The organism is Azospirillum baldaniorum (assembly GCF_003119195.2).
GTDB classification, from domain to species: domain Bacteria; phylum Pseudomonadota; class Alphaproteobacteria; order Azospirillales; family Azospirillaceae; genus Azospirillum; species Azospirillum baldaniorum.
Genome location: NZ_CP022253.1, coordinates 584,234 through 604,477 on the forward strand (window position 1 = coordinate 584,234; position 20,244 = coordinate 604,477).

Annotated in this window: 16 protein-coding genes and 1 tRNA gene; 9 read left to right on the forward strand and 8 right to left on the reverse strand. The window is 68.1% G+C overall.

The features are described 5' to 3' along the window. The first annotated feature begins 65 nt into the window (after positions 1-65). The gene (locus Sp245p_RS02730) at positions 66-1,427 is read left to right on the forward strand and encodes a Calx-beta domain-containing protein (protein ID WP_014238580.1); all 1,362 of its coding nucleotides are present in this window, start codon (positions 66-68) and stop codon (positions 1,425-1,427) included. A 21-nt stretch (positions 1,428-1,448) separates the two neighbouring features. Here Sp245p_RS02730 and Sp245p_RS02735 read toward each other — a convergent pair whose 3' ends face one another. Continuing rightward, positions 1,449-6,305, reverse strand: coding sequence for an NAD-glutamate dehydrogenase (locus tag Sp245p_RS02735; RefSeq protein WP_014238579.1), 4,857 nt, complete (start codon positions 6,303-6,305; stop codon positions 1,449-1,451). A 219-nt stretch (positions 6,306-6,524) separates the two neighbouring features. On the opposite strand from Sp245p_RS02735, the gene Sp245p_RS02740 reads away from it, so the two are divergent. Both Sp245p_RS02740 and Sp245p_RS02745 read left to right on the forward strand, forming a co-directional pair. Continuing rightward, positions 6,525-8,192: an HD-GYP domain-containing protein gene (locus Sp245p_RS02740; RefSeq protein ID WP_014238578.1), complete on the forward strand. Its 1,668-nt coding sequence runs from the start codon at positions 6,525-6,527 to the stop codon at positions 8,190-8,192. A 247-nt stretch (positions 8,193-8,439) separates the two neighbouring features. Continuing rightward, positions 8,440-9,411, forward strand: coding sequence for a Bug family tripartite tricarboxylate transporter substrate binding protein (locus Sp245p_RS02745; protein WP_014238575.1), 972 nt, complete (start codon positions 8,440-8,442; stop codon positions 9,409-9,411). A gap of 89 nt (positions 9,412-9,500) precedes the next feature. On the opposite strand, the gene Sp245p_RS02750 is transcribed toward Sp245p_RS02745, so the two are convergent. The 5 genes from Sp245p_RS02750 to Sp245p_RS02770 form a co-directional block, all read right to left on the reverse strand. Further along, on the reverse strand, positions 9,501-11,198 hold the full coding sequence (locus Sp245p_RS02750) for a methyl-accepting chemotaxis protein (RefSeq protein WP_014238574.1): 1,698 nt from the start codon (positions 11,196-11,198) through the stop codon (positions 9,501-9,503). Between the two features lie 156 nt (positions 11,199-11,354). Continuing rightward, positions 11,355-12,338 (reverse strand): Bug family tripartite tricarboxylate transporter substrate binding protein, encoded by a 984-nt coding sequence (locus Sp245p_RS02755; protein WP_014238573.1) that lies wholly within the window; start codon positions 12,336-12,338, stop codon positions 11,355-11,357. Between the two features lie 546 nt (positions 12,339-12,884). After that, positions 12,885-13,814, reverse strand: a complete 930-nt coding sequence (locus Sp245p_RS02760) for an AEC family transporter (RefSeq protein WP_014238572.1) — start codon at positions 13,812-13,814, stop codon at positions 12,885-12,887. 78 nt (positions 13,815-13,892) lie between these two features. Then, positions 13,893-14,570: an RraA family protein gene (locus tag Sp245p_RS02765; RefSeq protein ID WP_014238571.1), complete on the reverse strand. Its 678-nt coding sequence runs from the start codon at positions 14,568-14,570 to the stop codon at positions 13,893-13,895. A gap of 670 nt (positions 14,571-15,240) precedes the next feature. Then, positions 15,241-15,315, reverse strand: a tRNA-Gly gene (locus Sp245p_RS02770). A 163-nt stretch (positions 15,316-15,478) separates the two neighbouring features. Between Sp245p_RS02770 and Sp245p_RS02775 the strand changes: the two genes are divergently transcribed. The 6 genes from Sp245p_RS02775 (at position 15,479) to Sp245p_RS02800 (ending at position 19,130) form a co-directional block, all read left to right on the forward strand. Next, positions 15,479-16,045, forward strand: a complete 567-nt coding sequence (locus Sp245p_RS02775; RefSeq protein WP_014238570.1) for a prolyl-tRNA synthetase associated domain-containing protein — start codon at positions 15,479-15,481, stop codon at positions 16,043-16,045. Between the two features lie 54 nt (positions 16,046-16,099). Continuing rightward, positions 16,100-17,062, forward strand: coding sequence for a thioredoxin family protein (locus Sp245p_RS02780; protein ID WP_014238569.1), 963 nt, complete (start codon positions 16,100-16,102; stop codon positions 17,060-17,062). A gap of 142 nt (positions 17,063-17,204) precedes the next feature. Then, positions 17,205-17,894, forward strand: coding sequence for an LON peptidase substrate-binding domain-containing protein (locus Sp245p_RS02785; RefSeq protein WP_014238567.1), 690 nt, complete (start codon positions 17,205-17,207; stop codon positions 17,892-17,894). A 48-nt stretch (positions 17,895-17,942) separates the two neighbouring features. After that, positions 17,943-18,179, forward strand: a complete 237-nt coding sequence (locus Sp245p_RS02790; protein WP_014238566.1) for a Trm112 family protein — start codon at positions 17,943-17,945, stop codon at positions 18,177-18,179. Continuing rightward, on the forward strand, positions 18,179-18,583 hold the full coding sequence (locus Sp245p_RS02795) for a gamma-butyrobetaine hydroxylase family protein (protein WP_014238565.1): 405 nt from the start codon (positions 18,179-18,181) through the stop codon (positions 18,581-18,583). Before Sp245p_RS02790 ends, Sp245p_RS02795 begins: the two co-directional genes overlap by 1 nt. Before the next feature lie 157 nt (positions 18,584-18,740). Then, entirely contained in the window at positions 18,741-19,130 is a 390-nt protein-coding gene (locus tag Sp245p_RS02800; RefSeq protein WP_014238564.1) for a hypothetical protein, read from the forward strand. Between the two features lie 7 nt (positions 19,131-19,137). Here Sp245p_RS02800 and Sp245p_RS02805 read toward each other — a convergent pair whose 3' ends face one another. Together Sp245p_RS02805 and Sp245p_RS02810 are read right to left on the reverse strand one after the other, a co-directional pair. Then, the gene (locus tag Sp245p_RS02805) at positions 19,138-19,494 is read right to left on the reverse strand and encodes a cupin domain-containing protein (protein ID WP_014238563.1); all 357 of its coding nucleotides are present in this window, start codon (positions 19,492-19,494) and stop codon (positions 19,138-19,140) included. A 29-nt stretch (positions 19,495-19,523) separates the two neighbouring features. Then, entirely contained in the window at positions 19,524-20,210 is a 687-nt protein-coding gene (locus Sp245p_RS02810; protein WP_014238562.1) for an HAD family hydrolase, read from the reverse strand. Positions 20,211-20,244 lie beyond the last annotated feature (34 nt).

The following is a 20,244-nucleotide window of genomic DNA, read 5'->3' on the forward strand; positions in this document are numbered from 1 at the left end:
GTAGATTTCGGCGAAAGTGCCTTGCCTTGTGCACCTGTCCCCGACCGCTCTGCCGGAGTCACGTCATGGCCGATACAGACCATACCCTGCCGATCATCGCGATCTCGCCCAGCGGCGTCACGAACCGCGAGGGCAACAGCGGCATCACGCCCTATCTCTTCACTGTGACGCGCAGCGGGGACGCCAGCCAAGCCTCGACAATCGATTGGGCGGTTGCTTCGTTTGGCTCGGTTCCAGGAAGCCTCATCTACCAACTCGATGACGGCCAACTCAACGCCGAGGATTTTGGGGGAACCTTACCATCGGGAACCATGAACTTTGCCCCCGGAGAATCGACGAAAACCCTCACCGTTCCCATTCAGGGCGATCAGCGTGTGGAACGTGACGAACACTTCAAGGTCATGCTCTCCAATCCGATCGGCGCCACGCTCGATACAAATGCCTTTTCGTCGATCGGAAGCATCCTCAATGATGACATCCCGTTTTCCATTTCCATGATGCCGCTGGGGTTAGCATCAACCGGGATCGCGGAGGGAAATACGGGGAGCATCAATTTCGATTTCTATGTGGGACGCGACGTCGCTCTGAATCCAAAGGCCTTTTCGGTAAATTGGCGAGTCGTCGGTTACGGCCAGAACCCGGCCGACGCCGCCGATTTCGGAGGGACGCTGCCCTCGGGTACGATCCACTTTGCCGAAGGGGAACATAATAGGGTCATCAGCATCCGCGTGACAGGCGACCGGCTGCCCGAATCCGACGAGGGCTTCCGTGTTGAACTCTCGACACCAGTTGCGGCTTCGGGTGGTTCCGCTACGGATGTCGCGATGAGCGTCGTCATAGAGACAAGGTCAGCGCTGGGCACCATCAAGGACGACGACAACGGTGATTCCAGCAATCTCCTCTCGATCATGTCCGGTGGCACTGGCCGCCACTTTCGAATGGACCCCTACTCCGGTCCCGTCACATGGCTGAAGAACATGCACATCGCCGAGGATGACGGTGAAGCGATGGTGGGATCGGCTGTCGCCGACTTCATCAACGCGCGCGGCGGCGACGACGCCGTGGACGGCGGCATGGGGGACGATGTGCTCGATGGCGGCACGGGATCGAACTGGCTGGTCGGTGGCTTCGGCAACGACACCTTCTTCATCGACGGGCGTGGCGGCGGCACCACATGGTCCACCGTGACCGATCTGGAAAAGGGCGAGTGGGTGACCGCCTGGGGTTGGACGGAAGGCGTGTCCAAACTGACCTGGGCGGAGATGGCCGGTGCGGAAGGCAACAAAGGGGCGACGGCCCATATCGATCTGGACGCGAATGGCAGCATCGATATGAGCCTGACCATCGCCGGCAAATCCTCCGGCGCGATCCTGGTGATGCCCGGTCAGGTCAACGGTTCCAGCTATCTCGCCTTCACCCTCGCCTGACCGGGTGCCCGGCCTCCGATCTTACCCCGCCGTCAGGCCGCGGAGCTGCCGGTTCGCCACCGCCAGCATCGACAGGTCGACGTTGGGCTGGGTGCGCAGCTCGGACAGGAGCTGCTCCACCCGCTCCACCACCGGGCGGCGGTGGGCGATCCAGGCCTCCACGGGGGCTTCCGCGGGAAGCTGGTCCACCGCCTCCAGGACGCGGGTGGTCAGCGCGGTCTGGTGGGCGAACAGGTCGTCGACCAGGGCGGCCACCGCCTGCTTCTGCCAGTGGTTCTCCGCCTTCGCCGCGGCGGCCTTGTCGCGCAGCCACTCCAGGCCGAAGCGGCGGCCCAGCATGAAGTAGACCGCGGCGACGTCCGCGACCCCGCGCCCGGTGCGCCCGGCGATGCGGACGAGGTCGGGGGCGGCGGCCAGCACCGGCAGCGCCGCCATGCGACGGGCCAGTTCGGCGGGAACGCCCTGCTCCTGGTAGGAGGCGACGCGGGCGGTCAGGCGGGCCGTCTCCTCGGCGTCCAGCACGTTGTCGAGACCGGCGAGAAGCGTCTCGATGCCGGGCCGGAAGGCCTCCGTCTCGCGGGCGATGTCCAGCGGCTGCTGGCAGCTCGCCAGGAACCAGGCGGCGGCGCGCTCCATGTGGCGGACCGTCTCCAGGATCATGCTGGTCTGGAGCGCGGCCGGGACGACGGTGTCGAGGTCCTCGATCCCCGTCCACAGCGAGCGCAGGCCGAAGGCGTCGCGCACGATGGTGTAGGCGCGGGCGACGTCCGCCGGTCCCATGCCGGTCTTCTCCATCATCTCCTTGACGAAGGTCGGGCCGGTGCGGTTGACGAGGCTGTTGGTGACGCTGGTCGCGATGATCTCCCGCCGCAGCCGGTGCCGCCCCACCGCCTCCGCATGGGCCTTGCGCAGCGGCTTGGGGAAGTAGCGGGTGAGGTCGTCGGCCATGAAGGGATCGTCCGGCAGGTCCGACGCCAGCAGATCGTCGTAGAGCGTGATCTTGGCGTAGGCCAGCAGCACGGCCAGCTCGGGCCGGGTCAGCCCTTCGCGGTTGGCCATGCGGGCGGACAGCTCCTCCTCGTCGGGCAGATACTCGATGGCGCGGTTGAGCCGCCCCGCCTTCTCCAGCGAGCGGATCAGCCGGGCCTGCGCCTCCAGCGCGTCGGGACCCTGGGCGCGGGCGACGGTCAGGGCCTGGCTCTGCAGGTAGTTGTCGGCCAGCACCAGACCGGCCACCTCGTCGGTCATGGCGGCGAGCAGCTGGTCGCGCTGCTTCAGCGTCATGTCGCCGCGGACGACCACATCGTTCAGCAGGATCTTGATGTTCACCTCATGGTCGGAGGTGTCCACGCCCGCCGAATTGTCGATGGCGTCGGTGTTCAGCCGCACCCCGTGCTGCGCCGCCTCGATGCGGCCGCGCTGGGTGACGCCCAGGTTGGCGCCCTCGCCGATCACCTTGGCCCGCACGTCGCGCCCGTCGATGCGCAGCGCGTCGTTGGCCTTGTCGCCGACCTCGGCGTTGGTCTCCTCCGCCGCCTTCAGGTAGGTGCCGATGCCGCCGAACCACAGCAGGTCCACCTCGGCCTTCAGCAGCGTCTGCATCAGCTCCAGCGGGGTGACGTGGTCCTTGGCGATGCCGAAGCGCTGGCGGATCTCCGGGGTCAGCTCCAGCGACTTGGCCGAGCGGTCGAAGACGCGGCCGCCCGCGGACAGCAGCGACGCGTCGTAGTCCGCCCAGGAGGAGCGGGGCAGGTCGAACAGGCGCTGCCGCTCCTCCCAGCTCCGCGCGGCGTCGGGGTCGGGATCGATGAAGATGTGCCGGTGGTCGAAGGCGGCGAGCAGGCGGATGTGCTTCGACAGCAGCATGCCGTTGCCGAACACGTCGCCCGACATGTCGCCGACGCCGACGACGGTGAAGTCCTGCGTCTGGGTGTCGTGCCCCAGTTCGCGGAAATGGCGCTTCACCGATTCCCAGGCGCCGCGGGCGGTGATGCCCATCTTCTTGTGGTCGTAGCCGGCGGAGCCGCCCGACGCGAAGGCGTCGCCCAGCCAGAAGCCGTGGTCCACCGACACCGAGTTGGCGATGTCGGAGAAGGTCGCCGTGCCCTTGTCGGCGGCGACCACCAGATAGGGGTCGTCCCCGTCGTGGCGGACCACCTCGGGCGGCGGCACCACCGCCCCCTGGGCGTCCAAATTGTCGGTGATGTCCAGCAGGCCGCGCATCAGCGTCTTGTAGCACTCGATGCCTTCGGCGAGCTGAGCCTCGCGCCCGGCGGACGGCGGCGGCGGGCGCTTGACCACGAAGCCGCCCTTGGAGCCGACCGGCACGATGACGGTGTTCTTGACCATCTGGGCCTTCATCAGGCCGAGGATCTCCGTGCGGAAATCCTCGCGGCGGTCGGACCAGCGGATGCCGCCGCGCGCCACCTTGCCGCCGCGCAGATGGACGCCCTCCATCCGCGGGCTGTAGACGAACACCTCGACCATCGGGCGGGGCAACGGCAGGTCGTCGATGTTGCGGCTGTCGATTTTGAAGGAGAGGTAGGTCTTCGGCCGCCCGTCCGCGCCGTTCTGATAGGCGTTGGTCCGCAGCGTGTTGCACAGCAGGTTGAGGAAGCGCCGCAGGATGCGGTCCTCGTCCAGGTTCTTCACCCCGTCGAGCGCGCGTTCGATCTCCGCGGCCAGCCCCGGATCGTTCTGCGAACGGCGGGCCGGGTCGAAGCGGCTGTGGAACAGGGCGACCAGCTTGCGCGCGATGGCCGGATGGCCGGCCAGCGTGCTTTCCACGACGTCCTGCCCATAGGGGATGCGGGCCTGGCGCAGATACTTGGCGTAGGCGCGCAGCACCGTCACCTCCCGCGCGGTCAGGCCGGCGCGGAGGACGAGGCGGTTGAAGCCGTCATCCTCCATCCGGCCGTCCCAGACGGCGGCGAAGGCGTCCTGGAACTTCTCCTTCACCATCGCGCAGTCGATGGGCAGCCCGTTCTGGGAGCGCGCGGTGAAGTCGTGGATCCACACCGGGGCGGCGTGGCCGGCGATGGCGATCTCGAAGGGCGCTTCGGTGATCACCTTCAGGTCCATGTGCTCCAGCATGGGCAGCACGTCGGACAGCGGCACCGGGCGGCCTTCGTGGTAGATCTTGACGTGCAGCTCGTCCCCTTCGGCCTCCAGCGGGCGGTAGAGGTTGATGCCCAGCGTGCCCTGGGCCGTCGCCTTCTCGATCCGCTCGATGTCGAAGACCGCGGCCTCGGCGTTGAACTCCTCGCGGTAGGCGGTGGGGAAGGCGTCGGCGTAGCGGCGGAACAGGGTGCGCCCCTGCTCCTCGCCGTGGGCCTCGACCAGCGCGTCGCGCAGATGGTCGTCCCAGCCGCGCGACGCCTGGACCAGCCGCGCCTCCAGATCGGTGGCGTCGACGGTGGGCACGCGCCCCGGCTCGGTCCGGATGATGAAATGCAGGCGGGCCAGCACGCTTTCGGTCAGCTGCGTGGTGAAGCCGGTGCAGGTGCCGTCGTAGGCGGCCTCCAGGATGGACTGGATGCGCCGGCGCAGCGTGGTGTCGTAGCGGTCGCGCGGCACGTAGACGAGGCAGGAGGCGAAGCGCTCGAACGGGTCCTTGCGCACGAACAGGGCCAGCCGCTGGCGTTCCTGCAGGTGCAGGATGCCGACGGCGATGTCCAGCAGCTCCGGCACCTGGATCTGGAACAGCTCGTCGCGCGGGTAGGTCTCCAGGATGTGCAGCAGCGCCTTGCCGTCATGGCCCTGCGGGTCGAAGCCGGCCAACTCCATCACCTCGGCGACCTTGCGGCGGAGGTAGGGGATCTCGCGTGGGCTGCGGTTGTAGGCGACGGAGGTGAAGAGGCCGGCGACCAGCCGCTCGCCGATGATCCGCCCCTCGGCGTCGAAGCGCTTGATGAGGAAGGCGTCCATCGGCACCGCGCGGTGCACGGGGGAGGGGCGGTTGCCCTTGGTCACCATCAGGACGCGCGGGTTGCGCAGGAAGTCGCGCACGTCGGGCGGCAGGGTGGCGTAGTTGCGCAGCCCGTCGAAGACGGTGACGGAGTCGTCGCGCAGGATGCCCAGGCCGCTGCCGGCGACCAGACCCAGCGAGGAGTCCGCCCCGTCGGCGCCGCTCTCGAAGCGGTATTCACGGTAGCCGAGGAAGGTGAAATGGTCGTCGTCGGCCCAGGACAGGAAGGCCTTGGCCTCGTCCACCTCGTCGTCGGGAATGATCGCCGGGACGGCGGCGCGGGCGCAGTCGGCCTCCACGATGGCGGCGCGCACCTGCTGGCGCATGGCCCGCCAGTCGGCGACGGCGGCGCGCACATCGGCCAGCACGCGCTCCAGCCCCTCGCGGGCCTGGTCCAGCGCGGCGGCGCCGGTGACCGCGCCGACCTCGACATGCATGAAGGATTCGGGGGCGGCGTCGGTGGGGGCCGCCGCGGGCTCGTACAGCTCGGCGAGCTGGCCGTCGGCGTCGCGCTTGACCCGCACCACGGGGTGGATGACCAGATGGACGGTCAGCCCCTGGCGGTTCAGCTCCGCGGTCACCGAGTCGACGAGGAAGGGCATGTCGTCGTTGACGATCTCCACCACCGTGCGGTGGGACTGCCAGCCATGCTCCTCGACCCGGGGGTTGTAGACGCGGACCTTGGCGCGGTCCGTCGCCTCGCGCTGCTGGCCCCATTGCCACATGGCGAGGGCGGCGCCGTAGAGCTGCTCCGCCGGAGCCTGGATGATGTCGTCGGGCGGGACGTTGTCGTAGAACTGCCGTACGAAGCGCTCCGCCGGTGCCGCGCGGCTGCGGCCCAGCCGCTCGCGAACCTGCCGCACGACCTCTTCGGTCAGCTCGTCCTTGAGCTGTTCGGCCCTGAGAGCCATCGCTCCAATCCTTCCCTGATTTTTTGCGGCGGTTTGCCGCCGTTGTAGGCAGAGGGTAGCCGATTTGCCGCGACAGGCAACAGGCGGAGGGGCGTAACCGGAAGAGGCGGTTATTACGGAGCGGCCCTTCGTGTCCAAACCGATGAAAGTTGAATGAGTCGGGAAGTGGGCGTATTTTTTGTGCAAGCGTGCTTGTTGCGCGCAACCATCGAGACGGTCATGCCAAACGACGACGCCTGCCCGCCGGAGGCCACCCCGGTTCCGCCCGCCAAGCCCCGCCTCCATGTGCTGGTGGTCGATCCCGACCCGGCACTGGCCGGGCTGACGCGCGCCGCGCTCGACGGCTTCGCGCTGGACGGGGCGCCGGTGACGGTGCTGACCGCCGCGACCGCTGCCGAGGCGCGGGAGGCGCTGTACCGCAACCCCGGCACCGCCGCCGTCCTGCTGGAGCCGGTGCTGGACCCCGCGGTGGACGGGGTGCCGGAAGGGCTCGGCCTCATCGACCACATTCGCAAGGATCTGGGAAACAGCCGCGTCCGCATCCTGGTCTGCACCGCCCATCCCGAGCGGGCGCCGGAGGAGGAGGTGGTGGAGGGCCACGACGTCAGCGACTACCGCCTGAAGGACGGGCTGACGGCGCGCACGCTGCGCACCGCGGTGGTCCCGCGGCTGCGCGCCTTCCTCAACCTGCAGACCCAGGCGGCCGGGCGCAAGGCGCTGGCCCGCATGCTGGTGGCGACCACCGGCCTGCTGGAGATGCGCACCCCGGACGTGCTGTTCCCCAACATCCTGCCGCGCGTCGTCGGTCTGCTGGGCATCGGGCGGCACGCCCTGCTGTGCATCCAGGGCGACACGCTGCCGCGCGACCGCCGCATCCGCGTGCGCGCCTCCACCGGGCGCTTCGCCAAATGGAAGGACGTGGACGTTGCCGAGTTGGGCGAGCCCAACGTGGCCGCCGCGCTGGAGCGGCTGAGCCCGAGTTCCGAGACCATCGTGGAGCCGGGCTACTGCGCGCTGCGGCTGCGCGCCCATGGCGGGATCATCGGCATGATCTACGTCGAGGGCCACAACAACGAGGGCACCGCGCGCGAGTGGCAGCTGCTGGAGCTGTTCCGCAACAAATGCTCCATCGCCTTCGAGAACGCCCTGCTGTTCGAGGAGCTGAACACCGCGCAGAAGGCCACCGTCCTGGCCATGGGGTCGCTCGCCGAATACAAGGACAACGCCGCCGCCGGCCATCTCCAGCGCATCGAGCGGCTGGTCGGCGACATCGCCCGCGAGCTGCGCGTCCACGGCCGCTTCGCCGACGAGCTGGACGAGGAGCTGGCGGAGAAGGTCGGGCTGGCCGCCCTGCTGCACGACGTCGGCATGCTGAGCGTGTCGGACGAGACGCTGGGCATTCCCGGCGAGCTGGCGAACAACGACATGGCCGCCATCCAGCGCCACACGCTGATCGGCCACCGCATCCTCAGCGAGGCGGCGCTGCCCCTGCGTGGGCGCAGCCTGCTGTCGATCGCCGCGGAGATCGCCCGCTATCACCACGAGCGCTACGACGGGTCGGGCTACATGGAAGGGCTGCGCGGCGGGGCCATCCCGGTGTCGGCGCGGATCATGGCCGTGGCCGACGTGTTCGACGCCCTCATCACCGACCGCCAGTACCGCAAGGCCTGGGGTGTGGAGCACGCCATCACCTGGATCGCCGAGCGGGCGGGCAAGGACTTCGACCCGCTGGTGGTCGAGGCGTTCCTGACGGTGGTCCGCCGCATCCAGGCCGAGGAGCCGGACTGGTTCCCCAGGCCGGAGGGCGGCAACCAGGGCCTGCTGGTGGCGGCGATCGGGCGCAAGCTGCGCGGCCTGTTCGGCAACCGCGCCGAACCGATCAACTGATCCCCGTCTCCGTATGACGGAACCGGACCGAACGGCCTTTCCCAAGTGGAAGGGCCGTTTCGCCGTCGCCCTGCGCTGATGCCAGACGGTGCGACGCTGTGTCCAATGCTCTCATTATGGTTGCGCCATAAATACTATAGTGTACAAAAAATCGTGTTACTATGAATTGTGCAACCGATGCCGCGGGCGCGCTTCTTGGCGGCGCTCCGTTGTGGTAATCGGGCGGCAGCATTTGGCGGAGCCGACCATGAAAGCCAGACATTTCTTTTCAAGCCTTCTGACCTCCTGCGCCCTGCTGTTTGGCGCGACGGCGGCCCAGGCCGCCTACCCGGAGAAGCCGATCACCATGATCGTCGCCTACGGGGCGGGCGGATCGACCGACGTGACCGCGCGCATGCTGGCGCCCTTCATCGAAAAATATCTGGGCGGCGGCGCGCGGATCGTGGTGATGAACCGCGGCGGCGCCGGGGGGGAGATCGGCTTCGCGGCCATCGCCGACGCCACGCCGGACGGCTACACCATCGGCTTCATCAACACGCCGAACGTCGTCACCATCCCAATCGAGCGCAACGCCCGCTTCACGCTCGACCGGCTGGACCCGCTGGTCAACGTCGTCGACGATCCAGGCATCATGACGGTCCATGGCGACAGCCCCTACAAGACGGTGGAGGATCTGGTCGCCCAGGCCAAGGCCAACCCGAACACCATCACGCTGGGCTCCACCGGCGTCGGGTCGGACGACCATCTGGCCATGCTGCTGCTCCAGCGGCAGGCCAACGTCCGCTTCACCCATGTGCCCTTTCCCGGTAGCGCGGAGAACTACCGCTCCATGCTCGGCCGCCACACCCAGATCTGCGGCCAGAATCTGGGCGAGGGGCTGCGCGGCAAGGCCGGCGGCGACAACATCCGCATCCTCGGCGTGATGAGCACGCAGCGCTGGGACATGGCGCCCGACCTGCCGACCTTCAAGGAACTGGGATACAACATCACCATGGCGTCGCTGCGCGGCGTCGGCGCGCCGAAGGGGCTGCCGCCGGAGATCCGCGCCAAGCTGATCGATGCGGTGACCAAGGCCGCCAACGACCCGGAGTTCCAGAGCAAGGCCCGCGACACCTACCAGCCGCTGCGCATCCTCGATTCGGAAGCCTTCTCCGCGGAACTGAAGGAGCTGGACGGCGATTTCCGCAACCTCTGGCGCGAGTTCCCCTGGTTGAAGTGATCGGGTGAGGCGGACGGGACAGGCCGCATAGGAAAGGCCCCTCTTCCACGTGGAGGAGGGGCCTTTTTCGTGGGCGGTGTCCTGACGGATCAGGCCGCGGTGATGCGGGTGATGAAGGCTTCGATCTCGTTGTCCAGCCGGTTGAAGCTGCGCGACAGCTCCTCGGTCGTGGTCTGGACGGCGCCGGCGGAATGGCCGGTGGTCTCCGCCGCCTGCTGCACCAGCCGCATCTCCTGGAGCACGGCCACCGTGTCGGTGGCGGCGCGCTGCGAGCGCTCGCTGATGTCGCGGGTGGCGGCGTCCTGCTCCTCCACCGCCGCGGCGACGGTGCTGAGCGATTCGTCCACCTGCCGGATGGTGTTGACGATGGCGCGGATGGCGTTGACCGCCGCGGTGGTCGCCGCCTGCACCGCCGCGATTTCCGCGCCGATCTCGTCGGTGGCCTTGGCGGTCTGGTTGGCAAGGCTCTTGACCTCCTGCGCCACCACGGCGAAGCCCTTGCCGGCCTCTCCCGCACGGGCCGCCTCGATGGTGGCGTTCAGCGCCAGCAGGTTGGTCTGGCCGGCGATGTTGTTGATGAGGCCGACCACCTCCTCGATCTTCCGGCTGGCCTCGCTGAGGCCCTGGACGATGGAGTCGGTCCGCCCGGCCTCGTCCACCGCGCCGCGGGCGAGCTGGGTCGACTGGGTGATGGATCGGGTGATCTCGTCGATGGAGGCGCGGAGCTGCTCGGCGCCGGCGGCCACGCTCTCCACCTCGCTCGTCGCCTCCTGCACGGCGTGGGCGACCGAATCGCTGTGGTGGCTGGTCTGGCGGGCGTTCTCCAGCATGACGTTGGCTTCGCCGCGCATGGAGTCGGCGGAGCGCACCACCTCGCCCATCATCGCCTTGACCGACGCCTCCAGGTCGGCGGCGAGGCTGTTCATGGCCCGGCGCTGCTCCTCCATGGCGCGGGCGCGCATGGCCTCCTGCTCGCGCGCCATCTCCTGGACGCGCAGAGCGTTCTCCTTGAAGACGCGGACGGTGCGGGCCATCTGGCCGATCTCGTCGCCGCGCTCGGCGGCGGGCACCTCGTCCTCCAGCCGGCCCTGGGCCAGCCGTTCCATCACCGTGGTCAGGCGGACCACCGGGCGGGCGATGTTGAAGCCGATGAACAGCGCGACGCCCACCGTGATCAGCAGGGCGACGATCGCCGAGGCGATGAAGGCCTGGGTGGTCGCGTCGACCGATGCGTTCACGTTGGCGTAGGCGTCGGCCGACTGCTGGCGCTGGTAGGTCAGGTAGTCGCGGGCGGTGCCGTTCAGGCGCCCATAGGCCGCCTGGACCTCCTGCAGGAAGTCGAGCGGATCGACGCCCATCTTCAGCAGGTCGAGGAAGCTGGTGACCTTCGCCTGATAGGCCGCGGTGTCGGACCCGAAGCGCTGGAGGATCTGGCCCTCATCCTCAGTCGCGGCGGACTGGCCCTTCATCTTGTCCGCCTGGGTCTTCAGCTTGGTGATCTGTTCGGTCAGGGCCTTCGATTCATCCTCGACCGCCTTGGGGGAGGCGTTGGCGGTGCTGAGGATCACCGTCCGGTAGAGGCCGGCGTGGGCGACGGTCAGCGTGTCGGTCAACGCCTGGACGTCCGCTTCCCGCGTGAAGGAGCGGTTGAACAGCGTGTCCAGCAGGCGTGACTGTTCCGTGATGGCGGAGCCGCCGAGCAACGCGATGGCAAGCATGCCCAGGATCGCTGTCGCCGCCGGGATTCCCATTTTGGTGGGAATGTGGAGGTGATTGAGGAAAGTCATGGAGCACCTGCTTCAACCATTGGCCGGTCCGTTGGCGCCGGATGGTCAGGGGGGCTTGAACCGCACCCGCCGCAGGCCGGTCGGCCGGCGGCGGGTGGTTTCGCGGATGGGCCGGACCCGGACGGACCAGCCCGCCCGGGTCGCGTCAGCCCCGGATCACTTCAGCCAGGGCGACGACTGCCACAGCGACTTCAGCTCGGTGTCGAGTTGCTTCAGCTCCGCCGCGAAGGCATCGGGGCCGAGGACGCGCAGCGGCTGGAAGGTCTCCTTGGCCTCGGCCTTCGCCACGAACTCCGGATCGGTCGCGGCCTTGGTGACGGCGTCCACCAGCTTGGCGCGGACGTCGGCGGGCAGGCCCTTCGGCGCGCAGACGCCGCGCAGCGAGGCCATCAGCACCGGGTAGCCCTGCTCCGCGAAGGTCGGGATGTCCGGGGCGGCCTTCCAGCGCTCCTTGCTCATCACGCCCAGCACGCGGATCTGGTCGGAGGCCTGACCGCGCAGCCCTTCGCCGAGGTTCTGGCCGCTGATCTGGATCTTCTTGGCGAGCATCGCCTTGTAGTTGGCGGCGGAGCCGGAGAAGGGCACATGGGTGAACTGCACGCCGGCCTGGCGCTGCACCAGCAGCATGGCGAGCTGGTCGTCCGAGCCCACGCCGGTGGTGCCGACGGTGACGGTGTTCGGGTTGGCCTTGGCGTGCTCCACGACGTCCTTCAGCGTCTTGAAGGTGCTGTCGCCGGGAACGCTCCACACGCCGGGATCGTCGACGACGTTGACCAGCGCGTCCAGCCGGTCCGCCGAGAAGCGGGCCTGACGCTCGATCGGGATCGACACCATGTTCGGCGTGTTGCAGAAGCCGATGGAGTAGCCGTCCGGCGCGGCGTCGGCGATGGCCGCGAAGCCGATCTCGCCGCCGGCGCCCGGCTTGTTCACCACTTCGATCCGGGTGCCGCCCAGATGCTTCTCGATGAAGGGGGCCAGCAGGCGCGCGGTCACGTCGGTCGAGCCGCCGGCGTCGTAGGCGACGACCACGGTGATCGGCTTCTCGGGATAGGCGGCCCGGGCCGTCGACAGAGCGGTCGTCGACATGGCCAGCGCCAGGGTCCCGGTCGCCAGCGCCAGGAACTTGCTGCGAATGATCATCTGGATGCCCTTCTTTCCTGCGTTATTGCGGAAGACCCCCTTGGCCGCGGACGTGGTGGGGTCCCGGGAGACCCTGCCCGTCCCGATGCGGACACAGGCTGGGCCTCCTTTTCTGAAATTCTCGTAAAGATCGATGGTCATTGATTTCGACAGCATTGGATTATCGGGTCACGAACGACACGAAGATCCGTCATATCCTTGTGTTGGATAAACGCATACTTCGGTATGTCTGTCTTCGTGGATGGCCGATCCCATTGCCGGCACAGCGGCGGAGTTCGGTCGCCATTCTCGCGAAAGGGAGCGGTTCATAGGCCCAGCGCTGTCAAATCGACCCAACAGAAGCGGCTTTGACGCTTCAAAGTGGAAGATACAGAGTCTCTATTCGTGTATCAATCGTGCTAACCGGACCGGATATCCAGAAATCACAGTGATTTTCAACAAATGCTTTCTATCTGGCGTGGTTTCTTGGAGTTCCGTGCGATCGCGCGTGCGTGATAAGCGTCAAATGGACGCATAATGAAAAACGCCTGCGTCGAAATGACCGCGTCAGCCCATCGCCACCATGAAGGCGACGGAAATCGAGATCGGGGACATCAGGGTGGACAGCAGCAGCGACATCGACACCAGCTCCCGCCCCGTCTGATAGCGCTCGGCGAAGGCGTAGACGTTGACGCCGATGGGCAGCGCCGCCGCGGTCACGGCGGGGGCCAGCCAGTCCGGCGGCAGATGGAAGACCTCCACCGCCAGCACCCAGGTCAGCACCGGGTGCAGAACCGTCTTCATCACCGCCAGGACCAGCGCCTGGCCGAACTTGCCCGACAGCTTTCCAAAGGACAGCGAGGTGCCCAGCGTGAAGCAGGCGCAGGGCAGGACGGTGGCCGCGGCGTAGTCCGCCGCCTTCATGACCGCGTCCGGCACATGGACGCCGCTCAGGTTGAAGCCCATGCCGACGACGATCGACAGGATCATCGGGCTGAGCAGAGTCGCCTTGACGGCGTTGACCGCGGCGACCACCGGCCGTCCGCCCGCCGTCCGCTGCGCCTCGGCGATCATCGTCGCCGTGGTGAAGAGGAGCGGCGACTGGAACAGGATCAGCAGCATCACCGGGATGGCCACCGACGATCCGTAGGCGTCCATCAGGATCGGTGCGCCGAGCAGGCCGATGGAGGAGAAGGAGGGGGCGAAGCCGCCGATCGCCGCCTCGTCCCGCCGCCGGATGGACAGCATCCAGGCGGCGCCCAGCCCAAAGATGATGAAGGCCGCGACGAAGAAGGACGCCACGAACCCCCATTCGATGGGATCGGGGATCTTCGCCTTGGCCATCGCCGCGAACAGCAGCGCCGGCAGGGCGTAGATGCCGAGAAAGCGCGACAGCCCCTGAGCCGCCGTGTTGCTGAAATTGCCCGATTTCCCGGCGTAGAAGCCGAGCGCGACCAGGACGAACATCGGCAGCACGATTTGAAAGATGAGCGTCATGGCGGCGGAAACCGGTCTTGGGGCGGCTCGAAGGGCTGTGCGGGTCGCCGGCTCGCGTGGTCCGGCGAATGCCGGGGGTCAGCGCAGGGTGGGCGTCTCGACGATTTCCGGTTCCGGCACGCCCAGCACCTCCATCAGCGACTTGCCGGCGTCGAGCTGCTGCGACCAGATCTTCTCCTTGGCCATCAGCTCCAGGCAGCGCCGCAGCACCTCATCCATCACGGCGAGCGGCACCACGGTCACCCCGTCGTCGTCGCCGATGATCAGGTCGCCCGGATTGACCACCATGCCGCCGACGCCGGCCGGGACGTCCATCTTGCCGCCGAAGGCCTTGTGCGGGCCGCGCGGGACCGAGCCCTTGGCGAAGACCGGGAAGCCGATGGTCCGGATTTCCTGAAGGTCGCGGACGGAGCCGTCGATCACCAGACCGCCCAGACCGCGCGACTTGCAGCCGCGGACCACCCATTCGCCGGCCAGCGCCACCTCCTCCAGGCCGGCGCCGGCGACCACCACCACCTCGCCCGGCTCGGCCAGGCTGCACGCGGTCAGCAGCATGCTGTTGTCGCCCGGCATCGACACGGCGGTGCGGGCCTGCCCGCAGATGCGCATGCCCGGGGCGCAGGGCTTGATCCGGGCGTCCATGCTCTGGCAGCGGTTCTGCACGTCGGACGCGATGCTGCTGGGGACCGTCTTCCAGATTTCCAGCATGTCCGGGGACAGGCGCGGAAAATTCACGATGTAGCGTTGCATAGCCATGGGAAGGACCTCTTGTCGTCTGGGCGGATTGCCGTCTGGGCTGTACGAAGCGGGGCTTGGAAGCGCGACCAGCGGCACCGCCGGTCGCAGTGCGACGACAGCGGAGCCGATGACGATCAGGCGGGGGAGGGCCGGTGTTGCCGGAGCGGCGGACGCCGGCCGGACAGGAGCGTCCTGTCCGGGAAAATCACGGGCTCAGCCCGTCCGACGCCACCAGACCATCCATGGTGCATACAACCCTAACCGGATAGAAGTTCTATTTGTTTCGTATTTGAAGCATAGTCTTTTGGACGGTCATACGCAAGTAGGTTGCCAAGACGTAAATTTATTCACGCGATCATATGGGGTATGTGCGCGGGGAATGACCTACAAAGGAATGCTGTTTGCTAAGATTGACGCCTTATGGTTGCGATTTTCGGCGTTGCCCGCCCTGTATGGCTGCGCCGGTTCGAGGTTGGGAGCGTTGGGGGCCAAGGCATCGGTTGCCGCCTGCGAAGGGCCGCGGCGCAGACTCGGCTTCGGAAGCGATGGCGTGGTTGCGGAATCGCAACGCGCGGAGAAGGGGGAGCGGCCGGGAGGGGAAAAACGAAAAAGGCCGGCACCCGAAGGTCCAGCCTTTCCATCAACCGTCCTGCTTCCCTTCGAAAGACCACCGTCCCCGTCGGGAGAATGGAGCGGGCGAAGGGATTCGAACCCTCGACCCCAACCTTGGCAAGGTTGTGCTCTACCCCTGAGCTACGCCCGCGCTCCGTTTCGCTGCCGTTCGGACCGTTGTTCGGTGCCGTCCGGCGGCGTGCGGCGGACTATACTCATGGATTTGCGCAATGCAAGCGTCATGTTTCACTTTTCTCGGGCGCTTGGACGAATTTTCCCGGACGAATTTTCCCGGCACCGCTAAAGATGGAGCCATGGACACCCGCGACACCCCCGAGGGCAGGGCCGAGGAGCCGCTGCCGACGAGCCCGGAGCAGCTCCTGGAGCATCTCGCGGCGCTCGGCATCCGCACCGTGACCCACCGCCACCCGCCGCTGCACACGGTGGAGGAAAGCAAGGCGCTGCGCGGCGCGCTGCCCGGCGGCCATTGCAAGAACCTGTTCCTGAAGGACAAGAAGGAGCAGCACTGGCTGGTCGTCGCGCTGGAGGACGCGCGGGTGGAGCTGAACCGCTTCGACAAGGTGATCGGGTCGGCGCGGCTGTCCTTCGCCTCGGCCGACCGGCTGTGGCGGCATCTCGGCGTGCGGCCCGGCTCGGTCACGCCCTTCGCGCTGTTCAACGATCGTGAGCGGCGGGTGAGGGTGGTGCTGCAGGAGCAGATGCTGGCCCACGACCCGCTGAACTACCACCCGCTGCTGAACGACCGCACCACGGCCATCGCCGCCGCGGACCTGCTGCGCTTCCTGCGGGCCGGCGGGCACGAGCCGCTGATCGTGCCCTTCGGCGAGGAGCCGCCGGACTCTCAGCCGACGCTTGCTTAACGCGCCCCGTGCGCTCATCTATCACGCGAGATCGCAAAGGGATACGTGACCGCCATGTTCTCCATTCCGCCCGCCAACAAGCCCGTCGCCGCCGGTGCCGCCCCCGCCGCCGCCCCTGCCGCCGGTGACCTGATCAAGGACAGCAGCGACCGCGCCTTCATGGCCGACGTCATCGAGGCGTCGCAGTCCGTGCCGGTGATCGTCGATTTCTGGGCGCCCTGGTGCGGCCCGTGCAAGCAGCTCGGCCCGATCCTGGAAAAGACGGTGCTGGCCGCGAAGGGCAAGGTGCGGCTGGTCAAGATCGACACCGACAAGGACCCGATGATCGCCTCGCAGCTCCGCGTGCAGTCGATCCCGGCGGTCTACGCCTTCTTCCAGGGGCGTCCGGTGGACGGCTTCATGGGCGCCCTGCCGGAGTCGCAGGTGAAGGCCTTCGTGGAGAAGCTGCTGAAGCTGGCCGGCGCCGCGGGCGGCGGCGAGGGCGACATCCTGGAGGAAGCGCTGGCCCAGGCCAAGGAGGCACTGGAGGCCGGCGACACCCAGACCGCGTCGGAGATCTACGGCGAGATCCTGCAGGCCGATCCGGAGAACCTGAACGCCGTGGCCTACGCCGGGCTGGTCCGCTGCCTGATCGTCAACGACGAGCTGGCCCGCGCCAAGCAGATGCTCGACAAGGTGCCGGAGCAGATCGCCAAGGACAAGGAGATCGCCGCGGTGCGCAGCGCGCTGGAGGTCGCCGAGCAGGCCGCCAACGCCGGCCCGATCCCGGAGCTGACGGAGAAGGTCGCCCGCAACGAGGACGACCACGAGGCCCGCTTCGACCTCGCGCTCGCCCTGTTCGCCGCCGGCCGGCGCGAGGCCGCGGTGGACGAGCTTCTGGAGCTGGTGCGCCGCGACCGCGCCTGGAACGACGAGGCCGCCCGCAAGCAGCTCGTCAAGTTCTTCGAGGCCTTCGGCCCGACCGACCCGCTGACGGTGCAGAGCCGCCGCCGCCTGTCCTCGATCCTGTTCCGCTGATCACGGAGGCTTGCGGCCCGGGGGCGACTCCGGGCCGCGAGTCTGTTTCGTTGGAGTCTGTTTCGCTGGAGGCCGCTTCGTTCGCCGTCGCTCTGTTCGTGGGCGCTCTGTTCGCCGTGTCCGGGGGTTCTATATTCGTCGCATGAGCCGGAACCCCATCGACCCGTCACCGGACCGCTTCCCGCGGCAGCTCCCGATCTTCCCGCTCGCGGGGGTCCTGCTGCTGCCGCGCGGGCGTCTGCCGTTGAACATCTTCGAGCCGCGCTACCTCGCGATGGTCGAGGATGCGCTGGCCGGCGACCGCATGATCGGCATGGTCCAGCCGACCGATCCGGCCTGCCGCCTGCGTGAGCCGGCGGTCTACGGCACCGGCTGCGCCGGACGCATCACCAGCTTCGCCGAGACCGAGGACGGCCGCTACCTGATCACCCTGACCGGGGTCAGCCGCTTCGCCATCATGCGGGAGCTGGAAGGGCAGCGCGGCTACCGCCGGGTTGCCGCGGACTGGGACCGCTTCTCCGGCGACCTGATCGACCCGCTGGAGCGTGGCGGGGCCGACGGCGGCGGGCTGGATCGCCCGCGTCTGCTGGCCGGGCTGAAGGGCTATTTCAAGATGCAGGGGCTGTCGGTGGACTGGAAGGCCATCGACGGCACGCCGGACGAGCGACTGGTCACCTCGCTGGCGATGATCTGCCCCTTCTCACCCAGCGAAAAGCAGGCCCTTCTGGAGACGCCCGACTTGCCGGAGCGCGCGAAGCTCTTGATCGCCCTGGTCGAGATGGCCATTCTCGACGGCCATGAGGGCGACGGCGGCAACGCGCTGCGTCACTGACCGTTCCCTTCGACCGACACTGCACTTTCCGACTGCGAGGCCCGATCCATGAGCGCCCATCCCCACGACGACACGCCCGCCGACGGCAAGACGCAGGCGCGCGTCGATCCGAAGCTTCTGGAGATCCTCGTCTGCCCGCTGACCAAGGGGCCGCTGCGCTACGACGCCGAGCGCGCCGAACTGATCAGCGACCGCGCCGGGCTGGCCTACCCGATCCGCGACGGCATTCCGATCATGCTGATCGACGAGGCCCGCAGCCTCGACGGGAAGCCGGGGGCCGCCTGATGTCCGACGAGCAATTCGCGTCGGACGCCTTCGGCACCAAGCACTGGCCGGTGGAAGTCCGGCTGAAGAAGGAGGAGAAGCGGCTGGAGGTCGATTTCGACAACGGCCAGACCTTCTCCTACCCGGCGGAATTCCTGCGCGTCCACAGTCCCAGCGCCGAGGTGCAGGGCCACGGTCCCGGCCAGAAGCAGACCGTCTCGGCCCGCCGCCACGTCGGCATCATGAGCCTGGAGGCCATCGGCCATTACGCCCTGCGGATCGTCTTCGACGACCTGCACGACAGCGGCATCTACTCCTGGAAGCTGCTGTACGAGCTGGGCGAGGACCAGGATCGCCTGTGGGCGGAGTATCTGGCGGAGCTGGGGGCCAAGGGCCTGAGCCGCGATCCGCGCGGCCGGCGCTGAGGCGGCGGAGGCGGGGTGCGGCAATCCGCCGCGACCTCGCTTCTCCCGCTTGTTTCCACGTGGCCTTTCCGGGCGTTCGGGCGCGGCGTGTTGCGCTTTCATGAAAAGGGCGTAGATAACGGCTCATCGACCGTTCCTCCGCCGCAGGATGACCGCCGTGACCGCGACCGACCCGCCCGGCGCGACCGCCAGCCAAACCGCCGCGCCCAACACCGGTTCGCCGCCTGCGAACGGCGCCGGACTGCCCGTTCCCACCACGCCCACGCCGAACGATCCGCCCGATGACCCGCCGCCCGTGGAGCGGGGGTGGGGTGGATGGACGCGTGGCTATGGGCGGCGCGGCAGCGCGTTGCGGCAGAAGCTGGCCACCCATCTGGCGGCCCGGCGGCGCAAGCGGCGCGCCTGGGCCCGCGACGTCGCGCGGGTCGTCCTGGTGGTGTCGATCCTGGCGCTGGCCGTTCTGGCCGTGGAAATCGGGCGCAAGGCGGTGGTCGTGCTGAACCGCGCCGACCTGGGCGCCGTCCACCTGTTCGGGGAGCGTGGCTGAGCGCCTCTCAGGGCAGGATGACCACGTAGCGTTTCGTCGTGGTCTCCAGCACCTCCCACACGCCGTGGAAACCCGGCTCCAGCGTGAAGCGGTCGCCGGGGCCGACGGTCCAGCGGCGTCCGTCGGCGTGGCTGATGGCGCTGGTGCCCTCCAGGATCTCGCAATACTCCCACTCGTCGTAGACGATCCGCCAGGAGCCGGGGGTGGAGCGCCAGACCCCGGCGAAGCGTTTGCCGTCTTCCGATTCGTACTCGTTCCACGTGGTGAAGACCGGGGCGCCGGACAGGACGCGGTCGGGCGCCGGGGCGCCGGTCTCGGGTTCCACGGCGGGGCGGGCGGGGTCGGTCAGCAGGGCGAAGCTCATCACGCGGTCTCCCATTCACCAAGCTCTTTTCACCAGGCGGCGAGCAGCGGCGGCAGGCCGTGCAGGCTGTCGATGCGGCGGTAGTTCTCGGTGGGCGGCTCGGCCACCTCGTGCGCCCAGGTGACGTGGTAGGGCACATGGACGGCGTGGCCGCCCACGGCCAGCACCGGCAGGATGTCCGACCGCACGGAATTGCCCACCATGACGAAGCGCGCCGGGTCCACCCCGTGGCGGTCGAGCAGGCGGCGGTAGGTGGCCGGGTCCTTCTCGCTGACGATCTCGATGGCGTCGAAGCGCCCGGCGAGGCCGGAGCGGGCGATCTTGCTTTCCTGGTCGAACAGGTCGCCCTTGGTGACGAGCAGCAGCCGGTAGCGCCCGGCCAGCCCTTCCACCACCTCCTGCACCCCGTCGAGCAGGTCGACCGGGTGCTCCAGCATGGCCTTGCCGAACTCGACGAGGCTCTGGATGTCCCGCCCGCCGATGCGCCCGTCGGTCAGGTCCACCGCCGTCTCGATCATCGACAGGACGAAGCCCTTGATGCCGTAGCCGTAGACGCGGAGGTTCTCGCGCTCGGCCTGCAGCAGCCGCCGGTCGATGTCCGCCGGGTCGGCCAGATGGTTGGCGAGCAGCGCGCGGAAGCGGTCCTGCGTCATCGAGAACAGGGATTCGTTGTGCCACAGCGTGTCGTCGCCGTCGAAGGCGATGGTGTCGATCATGGGAAGAACTCGGTGTCGGACGACGGTCGGGATC

Coding starts and splice junctions, on each gene's coding strand:
- Sp245p_RS02730 (WP_014238580.1), top strand. CDS start 66: ATGGCCGATACAGACCATACCCTGCCGATCATCGCGATCTCGCCCAGC.
- Sp245p_RS02735 (WP_014238579.1), bottom strand. CDS start 6,305: ATGGCTCTCAGGGCCGAACAGCTCAAGGACGAGCTGACCGAAGAGGTC.
- Sp245p_RS02740 (WP_014238578.1), top strand. CDS start 6,525: ATGCCAAACGACGACGCCTGCCCGCCGGAGGCCACCCCGGTTCCGCCC.
- Sp245p_RS02745 (WP_014238575.1), top strand. CDS start 8,440: ATGAAAGCCAGACATTTCTTTTCAAGCCTTCTGACCTCCTGCGCCCTG.
- Sp245p_RS02750 (WP_014238574.1), bottom strand. CDS start 11,198: ATGACTTTCCTCAATCACCTCCACATTCCCACCAAAATGGGAATCCCG.
- Sp245p_RS02755 (WP_014238573.1), bottom strand. CDS start 12,338: ATGATCATTCGCAGCAAGTTCCTGGCGCTGGCGACCGGGACCCTGGCG.
- Sp245p_RS02760 (WP_014238572.1), bottom strand. CDS start 13,814: ATGACGCTCATCTTTCAAATCGTGCTGCCGATGTTCGTCCTGGTCGCG.
- Sp245p_RS02765 (WP_014238571.1), bottom strand. CDS start 14,570: ATGGCTATGCAACGCTACATCGTGAATTTTCCGCGCCTGTCCCCGGAC.
- Sp245p_RS02775 (WP_014238570.1), top strand. CDS start 15,479: ATGGACACCCGCGACACCCCCGAGGGCAGGGCCGAGGAGCCGCTGCCG.
- Sp245p_RS02780 (WP_014238569.1), top strand. CDS start 16,100: ATGTTCTCCATTCCGCCCGCCAACAAGCCCGTCGCCGCCGGTGCCGCC.
- Sp245p_RS02785 (WP_014238567.1), top strand. CDS start 17,205: ATGAGCCGGAACCCCATCGACCCGTCACCGGACCGCTTCCCGCGGCAG.
- Sp245p_RS02790 (WP_014238566.1), top strand. CDS start 17,943: ATGAGCGCCCATCCCCACGACGACACGCCCGCCGACGGCAAGACGCAG.
- Sp245p_RS02795 (WP_014238565.1), top strand. CDS start 18,179: ATGTCCGACGAGCAATTCGCGTCGGACGCCTTCGGCACCAAGCACTGG.
- Sp245p_RS02805 (WP_014238563.1), bottom strand. CDS start 19,494: ATGAGCTTCGCCCTGCTGACCGACCCCGCCCGCCCCGCCGTGGAACCC.
- Sp245p_RS02810 (WP_014238562.1), bottom strand. CDS start 20,210: ATGATCGACACCATCGCCTTCGACGGCGACGACACGCTGTGGCACAAC.